Genomic DNA, 20154 nt, shown 5'->3' on the forward strand with positions numbered 1-20154 from the left:
TGGAAAGAATGCTTTACAAAAAAGGCTGCGCTATGCTGCTTTTTTTCACGTTAATGTAAACGTATACACTACTTTTTCTCTGCAGCGCGAGGGGTCATAAAAATGGGTTATCAGCCGGACAAAAGTCGTTACCAGACAATGGAGTATCGCCGCTGCGGGCGTAGCGGGCTCAGGTTCCCTGCCGTCTCGCTCGGGCTGTGGCACAATTTTGGTGACGCCACGCTTCTCGAAAACAGCCGTCAACTTTTACAGCGCGCATTCGATGTGGGTATTACGCATTTCGACCTTGCCAATAACTATGGTCCCCCGCCGGGGTCCGCCGAGCGTAATTTCGGCCGTATTTTGCAGGAGGATTTCCTGCCCTGGCGCGACGAGCTAATCGTCTCCACGAAAGCGGGATATACCATGTGGGACGGCCCTTACGGCGACTGGGGATCGCGCAAATATCTGCTGGCAAGCCTGGATCAAAGCCTGAAGCGCATGGGGCTGGAGTATGTCGATATCTTCTATCATCACCGTCCCGATCCTGAAACGCCGTTGCAGGAAACCATGAAAGCGCTTGACCATCTGGTGCGCCAGGGCAAAGCTCTGTATGTCGGGTTATCCAACTACCCCGCCGAACTGGCGCGTAGAGCGATTGATATCCTGAACGATCTGGGCACGCCCTGCCTGATTCACCAGCCGAAATACTCGATGTTCGAACGTGCGCCGGAACAGGGTTTGCTGGATGTTCTGCAGGAAAAAGGGGTCGGCTGTATTCCCTTCTCGCCGCTGGCAGGCGGACAGTTGACCAACCGGTATCTTAACGGTATTCCCGCCGATTCCCGTGCGGCAAGCGGCAGTCAATTCCTTAACCCGGATCAGATCACCGAAGAGAAGCTGGAGAAGGTACGCAAGCTAAACGCCCTGGCGGAAAGCCGCGGCCAGAAACTCTCCCAGATGGCGCTGGCCTGGGTGTTACGCCATGAGGAAGTGACCTCGGTGCTGATTGGGGCAAGTAAAGCGGCTCAGATCGATGACGCCGTGGGCATGCTGAAAAACCGCCATTTTTCCGCAGAAGAGCTGACGCGTATTAACGAAATCCTGAACAGCTCAAAATAAAACCACTTTTAGCAAAAAGTGCTCTCCCTCAGCAATTCGGAGTTGAGGCGATGAAACGAGGCTTTACCAACTCGTAATATTGCGTTAACAGGCCCCACGAAGGCCCCGATCGTGAAGGAGAAAGAGTATGTTCAGGTCACTGATTCTTGCAGCGGTATTACTGGCTTCAGCCCCGCTCATCGCCACTGCGGGCGAAATCACCCTGTTGCCATCAGTAAAATTACAAATTGGCGATCGTGACGACTACGGCAGATACTGGGACGGTGGCTACTGGCGCGACCGTGACTACTGGAACCGTCATTATGAATGGCGTGGTGACCGCTGGCGCAGGCATGATAACGGCCTGCATCGCGGCTGGTATAAAAATAACGCCTATGAACGCGGCTACCGCGAAGGCTGGAACGATCGTGACGACCGCCGCGGCGGCTGGGGTCACGGCGGAAAAGGACACGGTGGTCACGGCCACGGTCGTCATTAATGCAAAAAGGAGCCTCCCGGCTCCTTTTTCTTTTATAGCCCCAGCGCTGTGCCAATCAACAGCCATAAGTTTAGCGCTACGACTACCACCACAATCGCCCAACCGGTTCGTTTCACCAGCGTCGTGTTAACCAAATCGCCCATCAACGTTTTATTGCTGGTGAAAATCAGCAGCGGCACCAGCGCCAGCGCAATACCAAAGCTCAGCAGCACCTGGCTCATCACCAGAATTCGCGTTGGATCGAGCCCCATCAGAATCACAACAAATGACGGCAGCATGGTGACAAAACGACGCACCCATAGTGGAATATGGAAGCGCACAAAACCCTGCATCACCACCTGCCCTGCCAGCGTACCTACCACCGTGGAAGAGAGGCCGGCAGCGACCAGGCTCAGACCAAATATCGTTGCAGCAGCATGGCTCAGTAACGGCTCCAGCGTGAGATAGGCCTGATCGAGATCGGCAATACCGGTATGGCCGTTAAAGTGGAAAGCGGCGGCGGCGGTGGCCATCATCGCCAGATTCACAAAACCCGCGATGGTCATGGCGATTGCCACATCCCATTTGGTTGCCGAATAACGCTCTTTGCGCGTCCCACCATGAAGATGTTGGGTCAGCGAGGAGTGTAAATAAATGACATGCGGCATGATGGTCGCCCCCAACACCCCGGCGGCCAGGAACACCGCTTCCGAGGTGGGCAGGCCTGGGATCACCATGCCTTTCGCGAGCTGCGCCAGGTTCGGCTGTGAGAAAATCAGCTCAACGATGTACGCCGCAGCGACAAACAGCAGCAGACCACCAATGACCTTCTCCAGCGGCTTTTGCCCTCGACGCTGCAGCATCAGGATCAGGAACGTAGCAATCCCGGTCAGTACCGCCCCTTGTAACAGTGACACACCCAGAATTAGCTTAAAGCCGATCGCCGCGCCGATAAACTCAGCGAGGTCGGTTGCCATGGCGATGATTTCTGCCTGAACCCAGTAGAGCCAGACCGCTGGACGCGGATAGTGGTCGCGGATTTGCTCCGCCAGGTTTTTACCCGTGGCAATCCCCAGCTTTGCAGAGAGCATCTGGATCAGCATCGCCATCAGGTTAGCCCAGACGACCACCCACAGCAGCTTATAGCCGAAGCTGGCCCCGGCCTGAATATTGGTCGCAAAATTACCCGGATCGATATAGCCGATGGCAGCAATGAACGCAGGCCCCATTAATGCGAACCGCAACTTGCGCGCTGCTCTGCCACTGCTACCCTCTACGCGACTGTTTGTCATTATCTGCCTCTGGAAATATAGCCTTTGCTATGTTTAATGCTATCAAAATGAGAATGATTATCAAGATCATTTGAATGGTTTGAAATGATTTCTCTGATAGCTAAGAACGATAGATGGGCAGGTGGTGCGACATCACAGAATGTGAAAATGCGCAGTCATTTGTGAAGCGTAGCACACAAACTTAACTTTTCACTCATTTACCTAACATAACAAAAATGTATTGTGGATCACTATTTTTGAGACTCGTCACAGGATGTAACTATAGTGTGTCCTTGATCTCGTTTTCTTTTCGCTTGTTACATAGAATGTGCACGAAAATTAAACCTGCCTCATATTTGGAGCAAATATGGACCGCGTCCTTCATTTTGTCCTGGCACTTGTTGTCGTTACTGCACTCGCATTGCTGGTCAGCACAGACCGCAAAAAAATTCGTATTCGTTATGTTGTCCAACTGCTGGTCATTGAAGTTTTACTTGCGTGGTTCTTCCTGAACTCCAACGTAGGCCTCGGCTTCGTGAAAGGCTTCTCCGAAATGTTCGAAAAACTGCTCGGATTCGCCAACGAAGGGACAAACTTTGTCTTCGGTAAAATGAACGACGAAGGTCTGGCGTTCTTCTTCCTGAAGGTACTGTGCCCAATCGTCTTCATCTCCGCGCTCATCGGTATTCTGCAGCACATCCGCGTTCTGCCGTTCGTTATTCGAGGAATTGGTTTCCTGTTATCCAAAGTGAACGGCATGGGTAAGCTGGAATCTTTCAACGCCGTAAGCTCCCTGATCCTCGGTCAGTCTGAGAACTTCATCGCGTATAAAGATATCCTCGGCAAAATGTCCCGTAACCGCATGTACACCATGGCGGCAACCGCAATGTCTACCGTTTCCATGTCTATCGTGGGCGCGTATATGACCATGCTGGAGCCAAAATATGTTGTTGCAGCGCTGGTTCTGAACATGTTCAGCACCTTTATCGTTCTGTCGCTGATCAACCCGTACCGTGTTGACGCCAGCGAAGAGAACATTCAGATGTCTAACCTGCATGAAGGTCAGAGCTTCTTCGAAATGCTGGGTGAGTACATTCTGGCCGGTTTCAAAGTGGCGATTATCGTTGCCGCCATGCTGATCGGCTTCATTGCGCTGATTGCTGCACTGAACGCCCTGTTCGCTGCGGTGCTGGGTATCTCCTTCCAGGGCATTCTGGGCTACATCTTCTATCCATTTGCCTGGGTGATGGGTGTTCCGGCTCACGAAGCGCTGCAGGTGGGCAGTATCATGGCGACCAAGCTGGTTTCAAACGAATTCGTTGCGATGATGGATCTGCAGAAAATTGCCGGCACGCTCTCTCCACGTGCGGTGGGTATTCTGTCCGTATTCCTGGTCTCCTTCGCCAACTTCTCGTCCATCGGCATTATCGCCGGTGCGATTAAAGGCCTGAATGAAGAACAAGGTAACGTAGTTTCTCGCTTTGGCCTGAAACTGGTTTACGGCTCCACCCTGGTGAGCGTTCTGTCTGCTTCTATCGCAGCACTGGTACTGTAACGTTTACTGTTAAAACAAAAACCGGGAGTCTGGCTCCCGGTTTTTTTATGCCCGCAATTCTTTCAGCGGTTTGGGTTTGCCTATCAGATAGCCCTGCAGATAATCCACGCCGAAGCGAAGCAGCATCTCCCGCTGCGCCGGTGTTTCTACATATTCCGCAACAATGCACAGCGATTTCGTTTTCGCCAGATTACACATCGACTGGACGATCATCGCATCCATATCATCAGTGCAAATATCTTTAACAAAGCAGCCGTCAATTTTAATGATATCTGCCTGCAGACGTCTGAGACGCTCGTAGTTGGCATAACCGGTGCCAAAATCATCAATGGCAATCCGGAAACCATAATCCCGCAGTTGTTGAATATTGCTGATGCTGCAGCCGGAATTTGAGAAGGCCTGCTCTTCAGTGATCTCAATCACCACGGTCTGAGGCGCAACGCCGTAGCGCTCAAACAGCGTACAAATCTCGGTCGCCACCTCCTGTTGCATCAGCGTGAGCGGCATCAGATTGACGGAGAAACGGGCGCCAGCCTGCGTCGCAGGGTGATCGCGCAGCCACTGCAGTAATTTTTCCATAACGCACATATCAAACCGGTGGCTGAGGTTGAACTGGGCAACCAACGGAATAAAGCGATCCGGGGTGATGATCTCCCCTTCACTCTCCATGCGCGTCAGAATTTCATAGTAGCCGCTACCGTCTGCCTTCTGAATCGGCTGCACGTATAAATGGAACCGATCTGTCTCCAGAGCATGCTTAATACGCGCTAACATCAGAACACGCTCCGTTGTTTGTCCCGATGCTGCCTCCAGGCTATTCGTCAGCGCAAGCACGTTGTGCCCTGCGCAAGATTGCTCGGCCAGCCAGCTCAGTTGCCCCAGCGTGTGATGCAAATTTTCACCGTTTTCTACCATCCCCCAGGATGCACCAAACTCAATATCCAGCCCGGTGTTGTTCCAGAAAATCTTACGGCTGTTCAGCCGATCAACCATATGCTGGAGACGCTCTGCAATTTCCGGCCCCAGCAATACCACCACCAGCTCGCTTCCGGGTAACTGGAAGAGCATCTCATTCTTTTGCAGAAGCGGCTGCAGCGACGTGGCGATCGTTCGTTTGCAATGGACCCGCATGAGGATCCCGTAGTGGCGGCTCAAAAATTCCAGGTTATCCATGCGCAACATGCAAACCTTGGCCTCCGGATGCATCTCAAGATGCTCTTCCAGGGCACGAATATTGGGTAAACCGGTTAGCGGATCGGTGAGCGCCCTGCCCTGCCACCCCCGCTTCAGCCACTCGCTGCGCTGGTAAATCCGCGACATGTAAAGCAAGCAGATGGCAAAAGAGATCAGCACGGACAGAATAAAGGAGAGCGAATGGCCTGTTTCCACCCCGTTCAGGAAGTTATAGTTGTAGGTCAACAGCAGAAGCGCTGAAGCAGCCCACAGCAGTGAGATAAGCGCGTAGGTCAGGCGGCTTATCGCTAAGGTAAAAAGAATAAAAATCAGCGGCATTAAATAGCCCGCAATAACAGGTGATTCAAAAGGCCCACATAAAACGGCCAGGACGAAGCCTAAAAGCATCAGCCAGACAAATATATATAATGAATTCTTGTGGAAAAACACGGGCTTCACGCTTCGCCGCCAGAAGGTTATGGCATAGCGGGGATTAATTATCATTCTTAGCGGGTAATAGAACATCATGGTAAAAATCAGCGCCGCGCAAATCAGGCTTTGAATATCCACGACGTTATAAATTACCGTTCCTTCGCCGAAGAAGGTGGAGATAGTTACCGGGAAATCAAAGAAATAGCCAGCTAAATACATCGACAGCTTAATGCCGACGGGAACGATAAAACCGAGCCAGAATATACGTAACCCGACATGCTTGTTCGGGATGCAGAAGCGCCAGCGCCTGCCCAGCATGAGGCGCAGAAGGCCACATGCCGCGAACAGCGAAAAGGTCTGACAAAACAGTAATACTGAATATTGTAGCGGCACTAAATTAACGTAAAATAAATTAGTGACACTAAAACCTAACAAAATGGGAAGAACGGCCCGGCGACCAAATAACAGTATTACCGCCAGCATTACGCTCAGGGGGAGCCACGCTAAATAAACATCGTGACCATTTACCATTGCGCGGGGAGAGAGGTAACGGGAAAAAGGTACCGCAATCAGACATATTGTCAGGGCAATTATAAATATCTTTACATTATTGTACGTTTTTCTATTCATTAAGATGATGACATTATTATCCGTTCATTTTATTGACCGGATGGATAATAGGTTTATTAATTGCACGAATCAAGTTGAAGTCTATTTATAGACTGGTTTATTGATGTCGATTGAGGTCAGGTACAGGAATACCTTCTTTTTGATAACAAAAAGCGGTGAGGGGTTTTACAAACAGATAAAAAAAACCCTCGTCTTTTGACGAGGGTTTAAAATTTTGGTGGAGCTAAGCGGGATCGAACCGCTGACCTCTTGCATGCCATGCAAGCGCTCTCCCAGCTGAGCTATAGCCCCACATGTGACTTTACTAACCGCACTCTGTTGGGTTCAGAGTTTGGTGGAGCTAAGCGGGATCGAACCGCTGACCTCCTGCATGCCATGCAGGCGCTCTCCCAGCTGAGCTATAGCCCCATCGTAAAGCTGTCATGTTGACGGGCGGCATAATATGAATTCCGCCGCGGAGTGTCAACGGCAAAATCAATTCCAGCTATTCAATCGCCGAAAAATCATGCAAATGAATCACTTTGCGAGCCTGCTCGCAGTCATGAGTTAAGCCTGTCACGTTTTCATGTAAAACGGTGCTATAAAATGAGCCATTAATTAACCCTACGAATATTCAGGAAATTGCATGATCAAGGAACGAATGACGCCGGAAGAGTTAGCCCTCCTCACTGGCTATAGCCGACAGACCATCAATAAATGGGTACGTAAAGAGGGTTGGATAACGTCACCTAAGCCCGGCGTCCAGGGGGGTAAAGCGCGACTGGTGCATGTGAACGAAAAAGTGCGTGACTTTATCCGCAGCGCACGCAGGGCAACGGAAGCATCCGCTATGCCTGACGGCATCAGCACTGACGGTTCGCTTCATACCCTACTCCTGACGCTGGCCAATGAAATGACGCCGGAAGAGCAGAAGCAGATGACATCGCTGCTATTGCGGGAAGGGATTACCGGTTTGTTGCAACGTTTAGGGATTCGCGACCAGAATTAATATGAAAAGACTACGTAGCAAAATGACCACAGAAGAGCTGGCGGAGAATTTGGGAGTTGCCAGACAAACGGTAAATCGCTGGATACGCCAGCAGGGGTGGAAAACCGAAGGGCTCAATGGCGTAAAAGGCGGTCGGGCGCGGCTCATTCACGTTGATGCGCGCGTGAAGGAACATATTATGAGCCTCCCGGCTATCCGTAACCGTCAGGCGGTTTATCATCTGGCTGAGGTGACCTCCTCTTACGGTGAACATACTTCAAATCTGCGTCCGGGCATTATTGAAACGCTGGAGAGTATGACTGAGCTTGAGCAAAAGCGTCTGGATACCTTACTGAAGCGCGAAGGCATACGCGGTTTTCTTGCTCGTCTGGGTATTGCTGAATGAAAGGCAAAAAAAACGGCAGGATACCCTGCCGTTTTTTCTTATAAGACTTTATTACTGCTGATTTTCACGTTCTGCAATAAAATCCAGCGCCTTGTTGATGCGCGCCACGCTGCGTGATTTCCCGATGGCATGGACAGTCACGTCCAGCGCTGGAGACTGGCCCGCACCGGTCACCGCGACGCGTAGCGGCATACCGACTTTGCCCATGCCAACTTCCAGCTCGTCTGCGGTCGCCTGAATGGCGTGATGCACATTCTCAGCGGTCCACTCGGTGAGCGCAGCCAGCTTGTCACGCACCACTTCCAGCGGCTGACGAGCTACCGGGCGGAGGTGCTTCTTCGCGGCGTCCGCGTCGAACTCGTCAAACTCTTCATAGAAGTAGCGGCAGCTTTCGGCAATTTCTTTCAGCGTTTTGCAGCGCTCGCCGAGCAGTTTCACCAGGTCCGCCAGCTCAGGGCCGGTGCGGGTATCAATATTTGCCTGCTCAATGTGCCACTGCAGATACGTCGCCACATATTCCGGCGGCATGGTATTGATGTAGTGGTGGTTCAGCCACAGCAGCTTGTCGGTATTAAATGCGCTCGCTGATTTGCTCACAGAGCTCAGAGAGAACAGTTCGATCATCTCTTCACGGCTGAAGATCTCCTGGTCACCGTGGGCCCAGCCCAGGCGCACCAGATAGTTCAGCAGCGCTTCCGGCAGATAACCGTCGTCGCGATACTGCATGACGCTGACCGCACCGTGACGTTTAGACAGTTTTTTACCATCGTCGCCGTTGATCATAGAGACGTGCGCATAGACAGGCACAGGCGCATTCAGCGCTTTCAGGATGTTGATCTGGCGTGGGGTATTGTTGATATGGTCTTCACCACGGACAACGTGGGTAATTTCCATATCCCAGTCATCAACCACTACGCAGAAGTTATAGGTTGGAGAACCGTCGGTGCGACGAATGATCAGATCGTCCAGCTCCTGGTTGCTGAATTCGATCGGGCCACGGATCTGGTCGTCGAAAATCACCGAGCCATCCTGCGGGTTAGCAAAACGCACCACGCACGGTTCATCAGCAGCATGCTCGCTATGGTCGTGGCGGCAGCGGCCGTCATAACGCGGTTTTTCACCGTTCGCCATCTGCTCTTCGCGCAGCGCATCCAGACGCTCTTTGGAGCAGTAGCATTTATACGCCGTGCCCGCGACCAGCATCTCATCAATAACAGCGTTATAGCGGTCAAAACGTTTAGTCTGGAAATACGGGCCTTCATCCCACTCCAGGTTCAGCCAGTTCATCCCATCCATAATGGCTTCAATTGCTTCCGGCGTGGAGCGCTCAAGATCGGTGTCTTCTATACGCAGCACGAACTCACCTTTGTTGTGGCGTGCAAAAAGCCAGGAGTAGAGAGCAGTACGAGCACCACCGACGTGCAGATAGCCTGTCGGGCTCGGCGCGAAGCGAGTTTTGATTTTCATGAAATGGCCTTACGTTATAAAGATGCCGGCAATCGGCAAATCCCGGGGAAAAAACGATGGGCAATATTCTATCACTGTGGGGGGATTCCTCAATGTCGATCCCTTTATCGTGGCGGAGTTTACTGTTTTTGTTTAGAAATCATGCGCCACCGCCCGTTTTGCGATCGTTTTGTTTAATTTTACGACGAACGAATAAAAACTTTAGAAAATGCGTTGACTCATTTTCAACTCTCCCTATAATGCGACTCCACACAGCGGGGGTGATTAGCTCAGTTGGTAGAGCATCTCCTTTACACGGAGGGGGTCGGCGGTTCGAGCCCGTCATCACCCACCATCTACTTCGGTAGACTCGCAGTGTAGATAAGAATTGAGATTGGGCGATTAGCTCAGTTGGTAGAGCATCTCCTTTACACGGAGGGGGTCGGCGGTTCGAGCCCGTCATCGCCCACCATTCTCACCTTATCGCAGCAGTTCCGAAATGGGCGATTAGCTCAGTTGGTAGAGCATCTCCTTTACACGGAGGGGGTCGGCGGTTCGAGCCCGTCATCGCCCACCATTTCGGGTCGTTAGCTCAGTTGGTAGAGCAGTTGACTTTTAATCAATTGGTCGCAGGTTCGAATCCTGCACGACCCACCAATGTAAAAAAGCGCCCTAAAGGCGCTTTTTTGCTATCTGCACTTTACATCTTCAACGCCGCAATTAACGTCTTCACCGCAGGCGTCGCCTGCTTCTCGTCATACACTACATACAAATCTGCCGGTATACGCTCCCGTAACGGGCGGAATACCACGCCCGGCCACTGCATTTGCGCGTAGCTGTCGGCAGTAAGCGTAATCCCCATTCCCATGCTGATCATCGCCAGTACCGTTTGCGGCTCAACGGCTTCACGCACGATCATCGGCGAAAACCCGGCTTGCTGGCAAACGCGATGTAAAAATGCCCAGTCAGAATGTGCTGAAGGCATCGTGACAAAATACTCATCCTGCAATTCTGTAAGCGCAACGGATGATTCGCTGACCAGGCGGTGATCTTCCGGCATCGCCACCAGAAAAGCCGCTTCACGCAACCGCAGGCTGGTAAAACCCGCGGTAGGTTCCGTTGCCATTCGCCAGATCCCGACATCCAGCTCCCGGCGCTCAAGCAGCGCCATCTGCATTACCGGCGATTTTTCGCGAAAAACGACATCAACGTTCGGATGCTCTTTCAGGAAAGCGCGCATCACCGTGCGCACCTCACTCCACATGGCGGTTCCGACAATCCCCAGCTCGATGCGCCCTGCTTCCCCCCGGCCAATTTGCTCGACGCGAGCCAGAGCCTGGTTTGCGCTGGCGAGCAGCCGGCGTGACTCTTCCATCAGCACTTTACCGGCATGCGTCAACGCGACGCTCCGCGAGTGGCGAATAAACAGTAACGTGCCCAGCTGACTTTCCAGCTCTTTAATGTGCAGGCTTAACGGCGGCTGGGACATGTTGAGACGGGCCGCAGCCCGTCCAAAATGTAGTTCCTCCGCCACGGCCAGAAAATAGCGCAGCAGCTTGAGATCGGTTCGATAGACGCGTTCCATCAAAACATATCCTGGCGATAACACTTATGCGCCTACCTTAAAGCCTTTCAGCGTCCGGAGGGAAAATTTAGTGCGCAACTGTGCGCATCTCGCTGTTTTTACTGGCGTGGCGATAGTTAAAGCTGAAGTAAAAGACCACCGCGAGCACCAGAGCATAGGCCGCAAACACCAGCCAGATCGTCTGCCAGTCCTTCACTCCTTCAACCGAGAAATAATCAACCGCCGCACCACTCAATACCGAACCGAAATACGCCCCGATACCGTTAACGGTCGTCATAAACAACCCTTGCGCGCTGGCGCGGATATCGGCGCTGACCTCCTGTTCAACAAACACCGAGCCGGAAATGTTGAAGAAGTCGAACGCACAGCCGTAGACAATCATTGAGAGCATGAGCAGCGCAAAGCCCGTTGCGGACGGATCGCCAAAGGCAAACAGGCCAAACCGCAGCATCCAGGCCACCATGCTCATCAGCATGACGGCTTTAATGCCAAATCGTCCGAGGAAGTACGGAATGGTCAGGATGAAGAATACCTCTGACATTTGCGAAACGGAGAGCAGAATGGACGGATATTTGACGATAAAGCTATCTGCATACGCCGGATTACGCGCAAAATCATGCAGGAAGGGGCTGCCAAACGTGTTGGTTATCTGCAGCACGGCGCCGAGCAGCATGGCAAATAAAAAGAACACCGCCATGCGGGGCTGTTTAAACAGGATAAACGCATTGAGGCCCAGCTTGCTTGCCAGAGACGGAGACGTTTTCGACTTCACAACCGGAATGGCCGGCAGGGTCAGAGAATAGAGTGCCAGCAGCAGAGACGCACCAGCCGCAATATAGAGCTGTATGTTGCTTAACTCCGCGCCCATGAGGCTTATGGCCCACATCGCCGTTATAAAGCCCACGGTGCCATACACCCGCACTCGCGGAAAATGGCTCACCGTATCCAGCCCTGCCTGTTCAAGACAGGAGTAGGAAATGGTGTTCGACAGCGCAATCGTGGGCATGAAGGCCATCGCATTCACCAGCATGACCCAGAACATCAGCCCTGGCTCATTGACCTGCGCGGCATAGCAGAGCGCGACGGCGCAGACGAAGTGGCAAATGACGTATGCGCGGTCTGCCCGCAGCCACTTGTCGGCAATAATCCCCACCAGCGAAGGCATAACGATCGCGGCAAGTCCTTTGGAGCTGTACACCATGCCCACGTCAGAGCCGGTAAAGTGTAGGGTATTAATCATGTAAGCGCCGAGGGTAACCAGCCAGCTCCCCCAGATAAAATATTGCATAAAGGACATCATCTTTAAGCGAGTCGTGATGTTCATAACCCATTCCTTATCGCAGTGTGGCCCTGGCGGGCCACTTTATTGTTTTATTCAGGCAATATGGCGAAGAAAACCGCAGATAAGATTGATAAAGTTCTGGCGGGAGAGCTCGGCGGCAGCAAGGGTTTGCTCATGCGAGAGTTTTACCTCTCCCAGACCTTCGGCGAGATTGGTAATAGCAGAAACGGCCACCACCTTCAGGCCGCAATGGCGTGCGGAAATCACTTCAGGCACCACGGACATCCCCACCACATCGCCGCCGATAATCTGCATCATGCGGATCTCGGCCGCCGTCTCGAAGTTCGGGCCGGGATAAGAGACAAACACTCCTTCGTGCAGCGGGAAGCCTTCTTTCGCTGCCACGGTTTGCAGAACGGCACGGTAATCCGCGTCGTAAGCATTGGCCAGAGAGAAGAAACGATCGCCAAAGCGCTCATCGTTCAGCCCCACCATCGGCGTGCCCGGCATGGTGTTGATATGGTCGCTCAGGGCAACCAGACTTCCTGGCTGAACCTCCGGGCGTAGTGAGCCCGCCGCATTGGTGCTAAACAGTAGCTCGCACCCCAGCAGCTTAAAGGTGCGGATCGCATCGGTCATGACGGTCATTCCTCGGCCTTCATAGAAGTGCCCTCGCCCCTTCATGCAGGCGACAGGCACCCCGGCCAGATGCCCAAGCACCAGCTCGCCGGCATGTCCGTGCACGGTGCTCACCGGGAAGCCAGGCAGCTTTTCGTAGCTCAGGGAAACGGCGTCGTCTATCTGGTCGGCGAGCGCGCCCAGGCCGGAGCCGAGAATAAACGCCACGCGAGGGGTGAAGTTTGGCTTAGCGGTGCGAATGATGTCAGCACAGTACCACGGGTTATTCGAGAGGGTCATAGAGGCTCCTTGAGGATTAAGATCGCGATAGCAGGGATCGCATGACTTATGTCTTATATCCGCAGCCTGCAGGTCATCTCCAATACACTTTTATCGCACCATCAATACTGATTGTGTATTAATGCAACCCCCTGCCAGATATGGCAGTTTTGCTCAAGCTAATCCCATCGGTGCCGATACCTCTGTTTTATAGCGCGAGGAAAAAGTATGACGACCATTCAGGCTTCAACCCAACCCATTCAAACCAGCAGCGGCGGGAGCGGCGCTTCCGGCAGTAACGATATCGCGGCGCAAATCAGCCGCATTACCGACAAGATCAAAAAGCTGACACAGCAGTTAAAAGAGCTGGCAAACAGCCCCGGCAGTACGGATGAGAAGAAGAAGCAGCAGGAACTGATTCAGACCCAGATCAAAGTGCTGCAGGCGCAGCTCGCGGCGCTGCAGCGCCAGCAGGCCGAAGAAGCTCAGAAGAAGCAGGATCAAAAGCTGGGCAAAGTGGAAGGGGTGAACAGCCCGTCAGACAATCATCAGATTGATATCTACATCTAATCGTCTGATGCGTTAAACAGTGGGTCGCGTATGCGGGCTTCGGTTAATCGTTGTGCCTGGATACGCACCACTTCCCAGATAGCCTGCGCCGCCCCCGAGAGTGAACGATTTTTTCGCCGCACCAGCATCAGCTTTCGCTCGACAACCGGCGTTAATCGCTTGACGGCCAGGCGGCTTCCCTGCGGCAGGGGAAGCGCCAGGGCGGGCAACACGCTGATGCCAATGCCGGCTTCCACCATCGGAAACAGCGTCGCCGGGTGACCAATCTCCTGTACGATCGTTGCCTTAACGCCCTGATTCACCAGCGCGGAATCAATCAGCGGGCGGCTGCCCGAGGCATAATCCTGTAAAACCAGGTTCGCGCCCGTCAGGTACTGCCAGCTGACCTCCGGCAACGTTGCCAGCGGGTCGTCGTCACGGCAGAGCAGCAAAAAGGGCTCAGAAAGTACGCTTTCGCACGCCAGATCGCTCACCTGACCGGGATCGATAACAATACCAAAATCCACATCTCCCTGACGGATGCTCTCCAGCACCCACTGCTGCGGCCGGTCATGCAGGACAAAATCAATGTCCGGATAGCGGTGGCTTCCCTCGGCAATACACTGCGGGATAAGATGCGCGGATATCGTCTGGCTGGCCGCAACCCGCACGGTGCCCGACAGCTGCTGCCCCAGCCTCCCCACGTCTCTGAGCGTGCTGTTCAGCTCATCCAGCAGCCGTTCAAGGCGCAGGGCCAGCTGCTGCCCTGCTTCGGTTAACACCACTTCGCGCGTGGTGCGATCAAGCAACCTAACGCCGGTCTGATTTTCCAGCTCTTTCACGCTGTGGCTGACCGCCGACTGGCTCAGGCCAATCATCTCCCCTGCCCGACTGAAGCTGCGGGCGTGGGCGACGGTAACGAAAATGCGAAGCTGACGCAGGGAATAATTCATCTATTTAATTCATGAATGGATGCAATAAATCAATTTTATTTCTCAAATGGAAAAAAGCACAATAGCGACATCTGTTTTCAGGAGTCATTATGAAACTATTTCGTATTCTTGATCCGTTTACGCTCACCCTGGTGGCCACCGTTTTACTGGCCTCGTTCTTCCCCGCTCGCGGCGGTTTTGTGCCGTTTTTTGAGGGACTAACGACGGCCGCTATCGCGCTGCTGTTCTTTATGCACGGCGCAAAACTCTCCCGCGAAGCAATTATCGCTGGCGGTAGCCACTGGCGACTGCACCTCTGGGTGATGTGCAGCACGTTCATTTTGTTCCCGATCCTTGGGGTGCTGTTTGCATGGTGGGCACCGGTTAACGTCGACCCGGCGCTCTACACCGGTTTCCTGTATCTCTGTATTCTCCCGGCTACCGTGCAGTCCGCCATTGCCTTTACCTCTCTTGCCGGAGGGAACGTTGCGGCCGCGGTCTGCTCGGCATCCGCCTCCAGCCTGTTAGGGATTTTCGTCTCCCCGCTGCTGGTGGGCCTGCTGATGAACATGCACGGTGCGGAAGGTAACCTGGAGCAGGTCGGCAAAATCTGCCTGCAGCTGCTGTTGCCGTTTGTGCTGGGGCATCTTTCCCGACCGTGGACCGGCGCGTTTGTGGCGAAGCATAAAAAATGGATTTCAAAAACCGACCAGACCTCGATTCTGCTGGTGGTTTACTCCGCCTTTAGCGAAGCGGTGGTAAATGGCATCTGGCACAAGGTGGGCGCCGGCTCGCTGCTGTTTATCGTGGTGGTCAGCCTCGTTCTGCTGGCGATTGTTATTGCGGTAAACGTCTTTGTGGCACGCAGGTGCGGCTTCAACAAAGCGGATGAAATTACGATTGTGTTCTGCGGTTCGAAAAAGAGCCTGGCGAACGGTATCCCGATGGCGAACATTCTGTTCCCCACCTCGGTGATCGGAATGATGGTGCTGCCGCTGATGATTTTCCACCAGATCCAGCTGATGGTCTGTGCGGTGCTGGCGCGTCGCTACAAGCGCCAGACAGAAAAACTGGCGCAGGAGGAGACCCGCGCCGCGAAGGCTTAAGGACGTTTCAGGGGCTGAACCAGCTGGGTCAGCCCCTCGGTTTTAATCAGTAGCGTGATAGCCATCAGCTCGCCCAATCGCCCTACAGGAAATTCATCCTTGCGGGCAAACCACAGCAGATACTCCTCCGGCAAATCAATCAGCCTGCGGCCCTTGTATTTACCGAACGGCATCTCCGTATTGGCAATCTCAACGAGCTGCTCTTTCTCCACGTTACTCTCCTAACAGACGCATCATTTCCGCTTCGTCGATCACCGCAATGCCGAGCTCCTGGGCTTTCGCCAGCTTCGAACCCGCCGCTTCACCGGCGATCACCAGGTCGGTTTTCTTCGACACACTGCCCGCCACTTTGGCCCCCAGCGCCACCAGACGCGCTTTCGCATCATCGCGAGAAAGCTGACTCAGGCTACCGGTTAGCACCACGGTTTTACCGGCAAATGGACTATCAATTTCTTCGGCATTGACCACCACTGGCGCGGGCCATTTAATGCCCTCTTCCAGCAACTGGCCGATGACCTCGCGGTTGCTCTCTTCGGCAAAGAAGTTAAAGACGTGCGTGGCGACGACGATGCCAACGTCCGGCACTTTCTGCAACTCGTCGATGCTTGCCTTTTCCAGCGCCTCCAGCGTACCAAAGTACGCGGCTAAACCTGCCGCCGTCGCTTCGCCAACTTCACGAATGCCCAGCGCGTAAAGGAAACGGGCGAAGGTCGTCTCTTTCGCCGCTTCCAGCGCGTTAACCACGTTCTGGGCTGACTTCGGCCCCATGCGATCCAGGCCGGTCAGTTTGCCCGCCGTCAGCCTGAAGAGGTCCGCTGGCGTATGGACATACTCTTTCTCAACCAGCTGATCGATAATCTTGTCGCCCATGCCGTCGACGTCCATCGCCCGACGGGAGACGAAGTGCTTCAGGGACTCTTTACGCTGCGCGCCACAGATCAGGCCGCCCGTACAGCGGGCCACCGCTTCGCCTTCCACACGCTCAACGTCAGAGCCGCATACCGGGCAGTGGGTCGGGAAGACGACCTCGCGCGTATCGTCAGGACGTTCTGACTCTACGACGTTGACCACCTGCGGGATAACATCCCCCGCGCGGCGAATCACCACTTTGTCACCAATGCGCAGGCCCAGGCGTTCGATTTCATCGGCGTTATGCAGCGTAGCATTACTCACCAGCACGCCCGCGACCTGCACCGGCTCCAGTCGTGCGACTGGAGTAATCGCGCCCGTACGGCCCACCTGGAACTCTACGTCGCGAACGAAGGTCATCTGCTCCTGGGCAGGGAATTTAAACGCCACCGCCCAGCGCGGCGCGCGCGCCACAAAGCCCAACTGCTCCTGCAGCGCCAGCGAATTCACCTTGATGACAACGCCATCAATATCAAAACCGAGCGTCGGGCGGTCCTCTTCCACTTTGTGGTAGAACGCCAGTACCGCTTCCGGCGAATCGCAGAGCTGAACGCGGTTGCTCACCGGCAGGCCCCAGGCTTTAAACTGCAGCAGACGCCCGAGGTGCGTATCCGGCAGCTCACCTCCCTCCAGAATACCCACACCGTAGCAGAAGAAAGTAAGCGGTCGCTTCGCGGTGATGCGTGGGTCAAGCTGGCGCAGAGAGCCTGCCGCCGCGTTACGCGGGTTAGCAAACACTTTCCCGCCGGTGCGACGCGCTTCTTCATTGATTTTTTCGAAGCCCGCCTGAGGCAGGAATACTTCCCCACGCACTTCCAGACGTGCAGGAATGTTGTCACCCTGTAATTTCAGCGGGATCGCGCGGATGGTACGCACGTTGGTGGTGATGTCTTCACCCGTCGTACCGTCGCCACGCGTGGCGGCGCGCTCCAGCACGCCGTTTTCATAGAGAAGGCTGACCGCCAGGCCGTCAAGCTTCAGCTCGCAGCACCAGGTGAGGGAATCGCTGCTTTTCAGGCGATCCTGCACGCGCTTGTTAAACGCGAGGAAGCTCTCTTCATCGAAGACGTTATCCAGTGACAGCATTGGCACTTCATGACGCACCTGGCTGAAAGCCCCCAGCGGCTCAGCACCGACGCGCTGTGTGGGAGAATCCGGCGTAATCAGCTCCGGATGCTGCGCCTCCAGCTCGCGCAGCTCGCGCATCAGCCGGTCGTACTCCGCATCCGGTACTTCCGGAGCGTCCATAACATGATAGAGATATTCATGATGGCGAAGCGTGGTTCGCAGTTCAGTGAGTTGTTGTTCGATTGAGTCCATATCGCACCATCAATGAGAAAAAACCCCCGACAGGCGGGGGTTGAGGAGGAGTTGACGTAAACGCGACGATTACGCGTTGGCTTCCTTAACTTCGCGGATGCGGTCCTGATACTCGCGCAGCTTCTGCGGGGTCATCATTCGACGCTGATCGTCGAGCACCACACCACCCACTTCATCAGCAATATGCTGAGCGGACTGCAGCATCAGCTTAAAGTTTTGCAACTCGTCGCCGTAGGACGGCACCTGCATAAAGATAGTGACGCCCGGGGTCACGAAATCACCGGTCATTTCCGGATCGAAGGTGCCAGGGTTAACCATGTTAGCCAGGCTGAACAGCGCCGGGCCGCTTCCGTCTGGGCTCAGATGGCGATGGAAAATGTTCATATCGCCAAACTTGAAGCCTGCCTGTTGAATACTGTTAAGCAGAACGTCACCGTTGAGATGGCTGCCGTGATGCGCGGCCACGTTCATGATGATCACCGCTTCTTTGCGCTGTGGCTTTTCGACAACCGGTTCTGGCTCGACGACCGGCTCTGGCTCAACGTGCGGAGCCGGAGCGGGCTGCGGCGCAGGCTGCACATGAACAGGCTGCTGCGGCTGTTGTACCGGCTGAGCGGGCTGCTGCTGGACGGGCTGCTGCACCGGCTGGTTTTGAACCGGCTGTGGCGCAGCGGGCTGCTGTTGCACAGGCGCTTGCGGCGCCTGACGCACAGGTTCTTCCACCGGCTGCGGCGCTGGCTGACGCGGCTGGGCAGAGGCATACGGCGGTTGATACTGGTGCTGCGGAGCGCGGGGGGCTTCATGCTCCCCATGAGCCGCGCCGGGCGCAGTATTGACCCGATGAACACGAACTTCACCCACGCCGTCGTCGTCGCTGCCGTCGATGTCATCTTCAGTGTCATCGTCGTCACGACTGGACTTCATGCGCTTCAGTGGGCGATCGCGAAACATCGAGGAACGCTCTTTACGGCTGGTCCAGAAACCATGTACCAGTAAAGCGATTATGGCGATCGCGCCAACAATGATTAATATCAGACGCAAATCCTGCATCATTATATTCTCTGTTGTTCTAACACCTTGCCACCACGGCAAACATTTACTCACTAAGAGTATTTGCCGTTTACGTCAAGTGCAAGTGTGTGCAGAGCATTCACAGCATAAAGATGAAGTAAATCGTGCTTTTTGCTGGTTTTTCGAACATTTCCGAACTGGTCATTGGTCCGCAAGTGGATAATATAGGCGGGCAATTCCACTGGTTGTGAAAAAAGGAGTACAGCCTGGTTATGGTTTCAACATCGTCTTCTCCCCCGCGCAGCGGCGTCTGGTATTTTTCACAGGGCTGGAAACTGGTTTCACTGCCGGGTATCCGACGCTTCGTCATTCTGCCGCTGCTGATCAACATTATTCTGATGGGCGGCGCGTTCTGGTGGCTGTTCACAAAGCTCGAAAGCTGGATCCCGTCGCTGATGAGCTACGTACCGGACTGGCTGCAGTGGCTGAACTATCTGCTCTGGCCGGTGGCGGTCATCTCTGTGCTGCTGGTGTTCGGCTATTTCTTCTCAACGATTGCGAACTGGATAGCCGCGCCGTTTAACGGCCTGCTGGCGGAACAGCTGGAGGCGCGGCTTACCGGCGCGACGCCGCCGGACACGGGCGTACTGGGGATCGTGAAAGATATCCCGCGCATTATGAAGCGCGAGTGGCAGAAATTTGCCTGGTACCTCCCCCGCGCGGTTGTGCTGCTTGCCCTCTACTTTGTCCCCGGCATTGGCCAGACGGTTGCGCCGGTGCTGTGGTTCCTGTTCAGCGCCTGGATGCTCGCCATCCAGTACTGCGACTATCCGTTTGATAACCACAAGGTGCCGTTTAAAGCGATGCGCACTACCCTGCGCACCCGGAAGGTCGCCAATATGCAGTTCGGCGCGCTGACCAGCCTGTTCACCATGATTCCCTTCCTTAACCTGTTCATCATGCCGGTTGCGGTTTGCGGCGCGACGGCGATGTGGGTGGACTGCTACCGTGCTAAGCACGCGTTATGGAATTAATGCAAAAATGTGTAAAGCAGGGGTGGCTTATGCCGCCCCTTATTCCATACTGATCCCCATTATTTCCTTGCAGTATATAGATATGCGAATT

Annotated in this window: 18 protein-coding genes and 6 tRNA genes; 12 read left to right on the plus strand and 12 right to left on the minus strand. The window is 54.2% G+C overall.

Annotation, left to right across the window (positions count from 1 at the left end; all coding sequences use genetic code 11):
• Positions 1 to 102 precede the first annotated feature (102 nt).
• Entirely contained in the window at positions 103 to 1101 is a 999-nt protein-coding gene (gene mgrA, locus AC4ICF_RS16630; RefSeq protein ID WP_316380587.1) for an L-glyceraldehyde 3-phosphate reductase, read from the plus strand.
• Positions 1102 to 1228: 127 nt separating this feature from the next.
• Positions 1229 to 1579, plus strand: a complete 351-nt coding sequence (locus tag AC4ICF_RS16635; protein ID WP_116338447.1) for a DUF2502 domain-containing protein — start codon at positions 1229 to 1231, stop codon at positions 1577 to 1579.
• 32 nt (positions 1580 to 1611) lie between these two features.
• On the opposite strand, the gene AC4ICF_RS16640 is transcribed toward AC4ICF_RS16635, so the two are convergent.
• Positions 1612 to 2850: an Nramp family divalent metal transporter gene (locus AC4ICF_RS16640; RefSeq protein WP_116338445.1), complete on the minus strand. Its 1239-nt coding sequence runs from the start codon at positions 2848 to 2850 to the stop codon at positions 1612 to 1614.
• 346 nt (positions 2851 to 3196) lie between these two features.
• Here AC4ICF_RS16640 and AC4ICF_RS16645 point away from each other — a divergent pair, with 346 nt between their 5' ends.
• Positions 3197 to 4384 (plus strand): NupC/NupG family nucleoside CNT transporter, encoded by a 1188-nt coding sequence (locus AC4ICF_RS16645; protein WP_116338443.1) that lies wholly within the window; start codon positions 3197 to 3199, stop codon positions 4382 to 4384.
• A gap of 45 nt (positions 4385 to 4429) precedes the next feature.
• On the opposite strand, the gene AC4ICF_RS16650 is transcribed toward AC4ICF_RS16645, so the two are convergent.
• From AC4ICF_RS16650 to AC4ICF_RS16660, 3 genes are all read right to left on the minus strand, one after another.
• Positions 4430 to 6619 (minus strand): sensor domain-containing phosphodiesterase, encoded by a 2190-nt coding sequence (locus AC4ICF_RS16650; RefSeq protein WP_316380588.1) that lies wholly within the window; start codon positions 6617 to 6619, stop codon positions 4430 to 4432.
• A gap of 215 nt (positions 6620 to 6834) precedes the next feature.
• Positions 6835 to 6910 (minus strand) — tRNA-Ala (locus AC4ICF_RS16655).
• 41 nt (positions 6911 to 6951) lie between these two features.
• A tRNA-Ala gene (locus AC4ICF_RS16660) sits at positions 6952 to 7027 on the minus strand.
• 217 nt (positions 7028 to 7244) lie between these two features.
• Between AC4ICF_RS16660 and AC4ICF_RS16665 the strand changes: the two genes are divergently transcribed.
• Entirely contained in the window at positions 7245 to 7607 is a 363-nt protein-coding gene (locus AC4ICF_RS16665; RefSeq protein WP_233002532.1) for a YfeC-like transcriptional regulator, read from the plus strand.
• A gap of 1 nt (position 7608) precedes the next feature.
• Positions 7609 to 7992 (plus strand): YfeC-like transcriptional regulator, encoded by a 384-nt coding sequence (locus tag AC4ICF_RS16670; RefSeq protein ID WP_233002531.1) that lies wholly within the window; start codon positions 7609 to 7611, stop codon positions 7990 to 7992.
• A gap of 51 nt (positions 7993 to 8043) precedes the next feature.
• Here AC4ICF_RS16670 and gltX read toward each other — a convergent pair whose 3' ends face one another.
• Positions 8044 to 9459: a glutamate--tRNA ligase gene (gltX, locus tag AC4ICF_RS16675; RefSeq protein ID WP_116338437.1), complete on the minus strand. Its 1416-nt coding sequence runs from the start codon at positions 9457 to 9459 to the stop codon at positions 8044 to 8046.
• 258 nt (positions 9460 to 9717) lie between these two features.
• On the opposite strand from gltX, the gene AC4ICF_RS16680 reads away from it, so the two are divergent.
• The 4 genes from AC4ICF_RS16680 (at position 9718) to AC4ICF_RS16695 (ending at position 10095) form a co-directional block, all read left to right on the plus strand.
• A tRNA-Val gene (locus AC4ICF_RS16680) sits at positions 9718 to 9793 on the plus strand.
• A gap of 41 nt (positions 9794 to 9834) precedes the next feature.
• Positions 9835 to 9910, plus strand: a tRNA-Val gene (locus AC4ICF_RS16685).
• A 29-nt stretch (positions 9911 to 9939) separates the two neighbouring features.
• Positions 9940 to 10015 (plus strand) — tRNA-Val (locus AC4ICF_RS16690).
• A 4-nt stretch (positions 10016 to 10019) separates the two neighbouring features.
• Positions 10020 to 10095, plus strand: a tRNA-Lys gene (locus AC4ICF_RS16695).
• 43 nt (positions 10096 to 10138) lie between these two features.
• On the opposite strand, the gene AC4ICF_RS16700 is transcribed toward AC4ICF_RS16695, so the two are convergent.
• From AC4ICF_RS16700 to xapA, 3 genes are all read right to left on the minus strand, one after another.
• Positions 10139 to 11023 (minus strand): LysR family transcriptional regulator, encoded by an 885-nt coding sequence (locus AC4ICF_RS16700; RefSeq protein ID WP_491466111.1) that lies wholly within the window; start codon positions 11021 to 11023, stop codon positions 10139 to 10141.
• A gap of 67 nt (positions 11024 to 11090) precedes the next feature.
• The gene (locus tag AC4ICF_RS16705) at positions 11091 to 12347 is read right to left on the minus strand and encodes a nucleoside permease (RefSeq protein ID WP_316380589.1); all 1257 of its coding nucleotides are present in this window, start codon (positions 12345 to 12347) and stop codon (positions 11091 to 11093) included.
• A gap of 51 nt (positions 12348 to 12398) precedes the next feature.
• Positions 12399 to 13223 carry a xanthosine phosphorylase gene (gene xapA / locus AC4ICF_RS16710; RefSeq protein WP_163330542.1) on the minus strand — a complete coding sequence of 275 codons (825 nt, stop codon included), beginning with the start codon at positions 13221 to 13223 and terminating at the stop codon, positions 12399 to 12401.
• 207 nt (positions 13224 to 13430) lie between these two features.
• Between xapA and AC4ICF_RS16715 the strand changes: the two genes are divergently transcribed.
• Positions 13431 to 13772 (plus strand): FlxA-like family protein, encoded by a 342-nt coding sequence (locus tag AC4ICF_RS16715; RefSeq protein WP_163330543.1) that lies wholly within the window; start codon positions 13431 to 13433, stop codon positions 13770 to 13772.
• On the opposite strand, the gene AC4ICF_RS16720 is transcribed toward AC4ICF_RS16715, so the two are convergent.
• The gene (locus AC4ICF_RS16720; RefSeq protein ID WP_316380590.1) at positions 13769 to 14704 is read right to left on the minus strand and encodes a LysR family transcriptional regulator; all 936 of its coding nucleotides are present in this window, start codon (positions 14702 to 14704) and stop codon (positions 13769 to 13771) included. The two genes, AC4ICF_RS16715 and AC4ICF_RS16720, sit on opposite strands and share 4 nt — an antisense overlap.
• 89 nt (positions 14705 to 14793) lie before the next feature.
• Here AC4ICF_RS16720 and AC4ICF_RS16725 point away from each other — a divergent pair, with 89 nt between their 5' ends.
• Positions 14794 to 15789: a bile acid:sodium symporter family protein gene (locus tag AC4ICF_RS16725; protein WP_316380591.1), complete on the plus strand. Its 996-nt coding sequence runs from the start codon at positions 14794 to 14796 to the stop codon at positions 15787 to 15789.
• On the opposite strand, the gene AC4ICF_RS16730 is transcribed toward AC4ICF_RS16725, so the two are convergent.
• The 3 genes from AC4ICF_RS16730 to zipA all read right to left on the minus strand — a co-directional run bounded on the left by AC4ICF_RS16730 (position 15786) and on the right by zipA (position 19071).
• Entirely contained in the window at positions 15786 to 16001 is a 216-nt protein-coding gene (locus tag AC4ICF_RS16730; protein WP_094944600.1) for a DUF3820 family protein, read from the minus strand. The genes AC4ICF_RS16725 and AC4ICF_RS16730 overlap by 4 nt on opposite strands.
• A 1-nt stretch (position 16002) precedes the next feature.
• Positions 16003 to 18018, minus strand: a complete 2016-nt coding sequence (gene ligA / locus AC4ICF_RS16735; RefSeq protein ID WP_316380592.1) for an NAD-dependent DNA ligase LigA — start codon at positions 18016 to 18018, stop codon at positions 16003 to 16005.
• 69 nt (positions 18019 to 18087) lie between these two features.
• Positions 18088 to 19071 carry a cell division protein ZipA gene (gene zipA / locus AC4ICF_RS16740; protein WP_316380593.1) on the minus strand — a complete coding sequence of 328 codons (984 nt, stop codon included), beginning with the start codon at positions 19069 to 19071 and terminating at the stop codon, positions 18088 to 18090.
• Between the two features lie 230 nt (positions 19072 to 19301).
• On the opposite strand from zipA, the gene cysZ reads away from it, so the two are divergent.
• Complete coding sequence (gene cysZ / locus AC4ICF_RS16745) at positions 19302 to 20063, plus strand: sulfate transporter CysZ (RefSeq protein ID WP_316380594.1); 762 nt, start codon at positions 19302 to 19304, stop codon at positions 20061 to 20063.
• Positions 20064 to 20154: the final 91 nt, after the last annotated feature.

The organism is Enterobacter sp. ECC_219_Taxon_10 (assembly GCF_058354905.1).

What these genes read in the sequence shown, in the direction of transcription:
- AC4ICF_RS16700 (WP_491466111.1), bottom strand. Translation starts at nt 11,023, where the DNA reads ATGGAACGCGTCTATCGAACCGATCTCAAGCTGCTGCGCTATTTTCTG.
- AC4ICF_RS16705 (WP_316380589.1), bottom strand. Translation starts at nt 12,347, where the DNA reads ATGAACATCACGACTCGCTTAAAGATGATGTCCTTTATGCAATATTTT.
- xapA (WP_163330542.1), bottom strand. Translation starts at nt 13,223, where the DNA reads ATGACCCTCTCGAATAACCCGTGGTACTGTGCTGACATCATTCGCACC.
- AC4ICF_RS16670 (WP_233002531.1), top strand. Translation starts at nt 7,609, where the DNA reads ATGAAAAGACTACGTAGCAAAATGACCACAGAAGAGCTGGCGGAGAAT.
- ligA (WP_316380592.1), bottom strand. Translation starts at nt 18,018, where the DNA reads ATGGACTCAATCGAACAACAACTCACTGAACTGCGAACCACGCTTCGC.
- AC4ICF_RS16640 (WP_116338445.1), bottom strand. Translation starts at nt 2,850, where the DNA reads ATGACAAACAGTCGCGTAGAGGGTAGCAGTGGCAGAGCAGCGCGCAAG.
- cysZ (WP_316380594.1), top strand. Translation starts at nt 19,302, where the DNA reads ATGGTTTCAACATCGTCTTCTCCCCCGCGCAGCGGCGTCTGGTATTTT.
- mgrA (WP_316380587.1), top strand. Translation starts at nt 103, where the DNA reads ATGGGTTATCAGCCGGACAAAAGTCGTTACCAGACAATGGAGTATCGC.
- AC4ICF_RS16665 (WP_233002532.1), top strand. Translation starts at nt 7,245, where the DNA reads ATGATCAAGGAACGAATGACGCCGGAAGAGTTAGCCCTCCTCACTGGC.
- AC4ICF_RS16725 (WP_316380591.1), top strand. Translation starts at nt 14,794, where the DNA reads ATGAAACTATTTCGTATTCTTGATCCGTTTACGCTCACCCTGGTGGCC.
- AC4ICF_RS16650 (WP_316380588.1), bottom strand. Translation starts at nt 6,619, where the DNA reads ATGAATAGAAAAACGTACAATAATGTAAAGATATTTATAATTGCCCTG.
- AC4ICF_RS16720 (WP_316380590.1), bottom strand. Translation starts at nt 14,704, where the DNA reads ATGAATTATTCCCTGCGTCAGCTTCGCATTTTCGTTACCGTCGCCCAC.
- zipA (WP_316380593.1), bottom strand. Translation starts at nt 19,071, where the DNA reads ATGATGCAGGATTTGCGTCTGATATTAATCATTGTTGGCGCGATCGCC.
- AC4ICF_RS16715 (WP_163330543.1), top strand. Translation starts at nt 13,431, where the DNA reads ATGACGACCATTCAGGCTTCAACCCAACCCATTCAAACCAGCAGCGGC.
- AC4ICF_RS16645 (WP_116338443.1), top strand. Translation starts at nt 3,197, where the DNA reads ATGGACCGCGTCCTTCATTTTGTCCTGGCACTTGTTGTCGTTACTGCA.
- AC4ICF_RS16635 (WP_116338447.1), top strand. Translation starts at nt 1,229, where the DNA reads ATGTTCAGGTCACTGATTCTTGCAGCGGTATTACTGGCTTCAGCCCCG.
- gltX (WP_116338437.1), bottom strand. Translation starts at nt 9,459, where the DNA reads ATGAAAATCAAAACTCGCTTCGCGCCGAGCCCGACAGGCTATCTGCAC.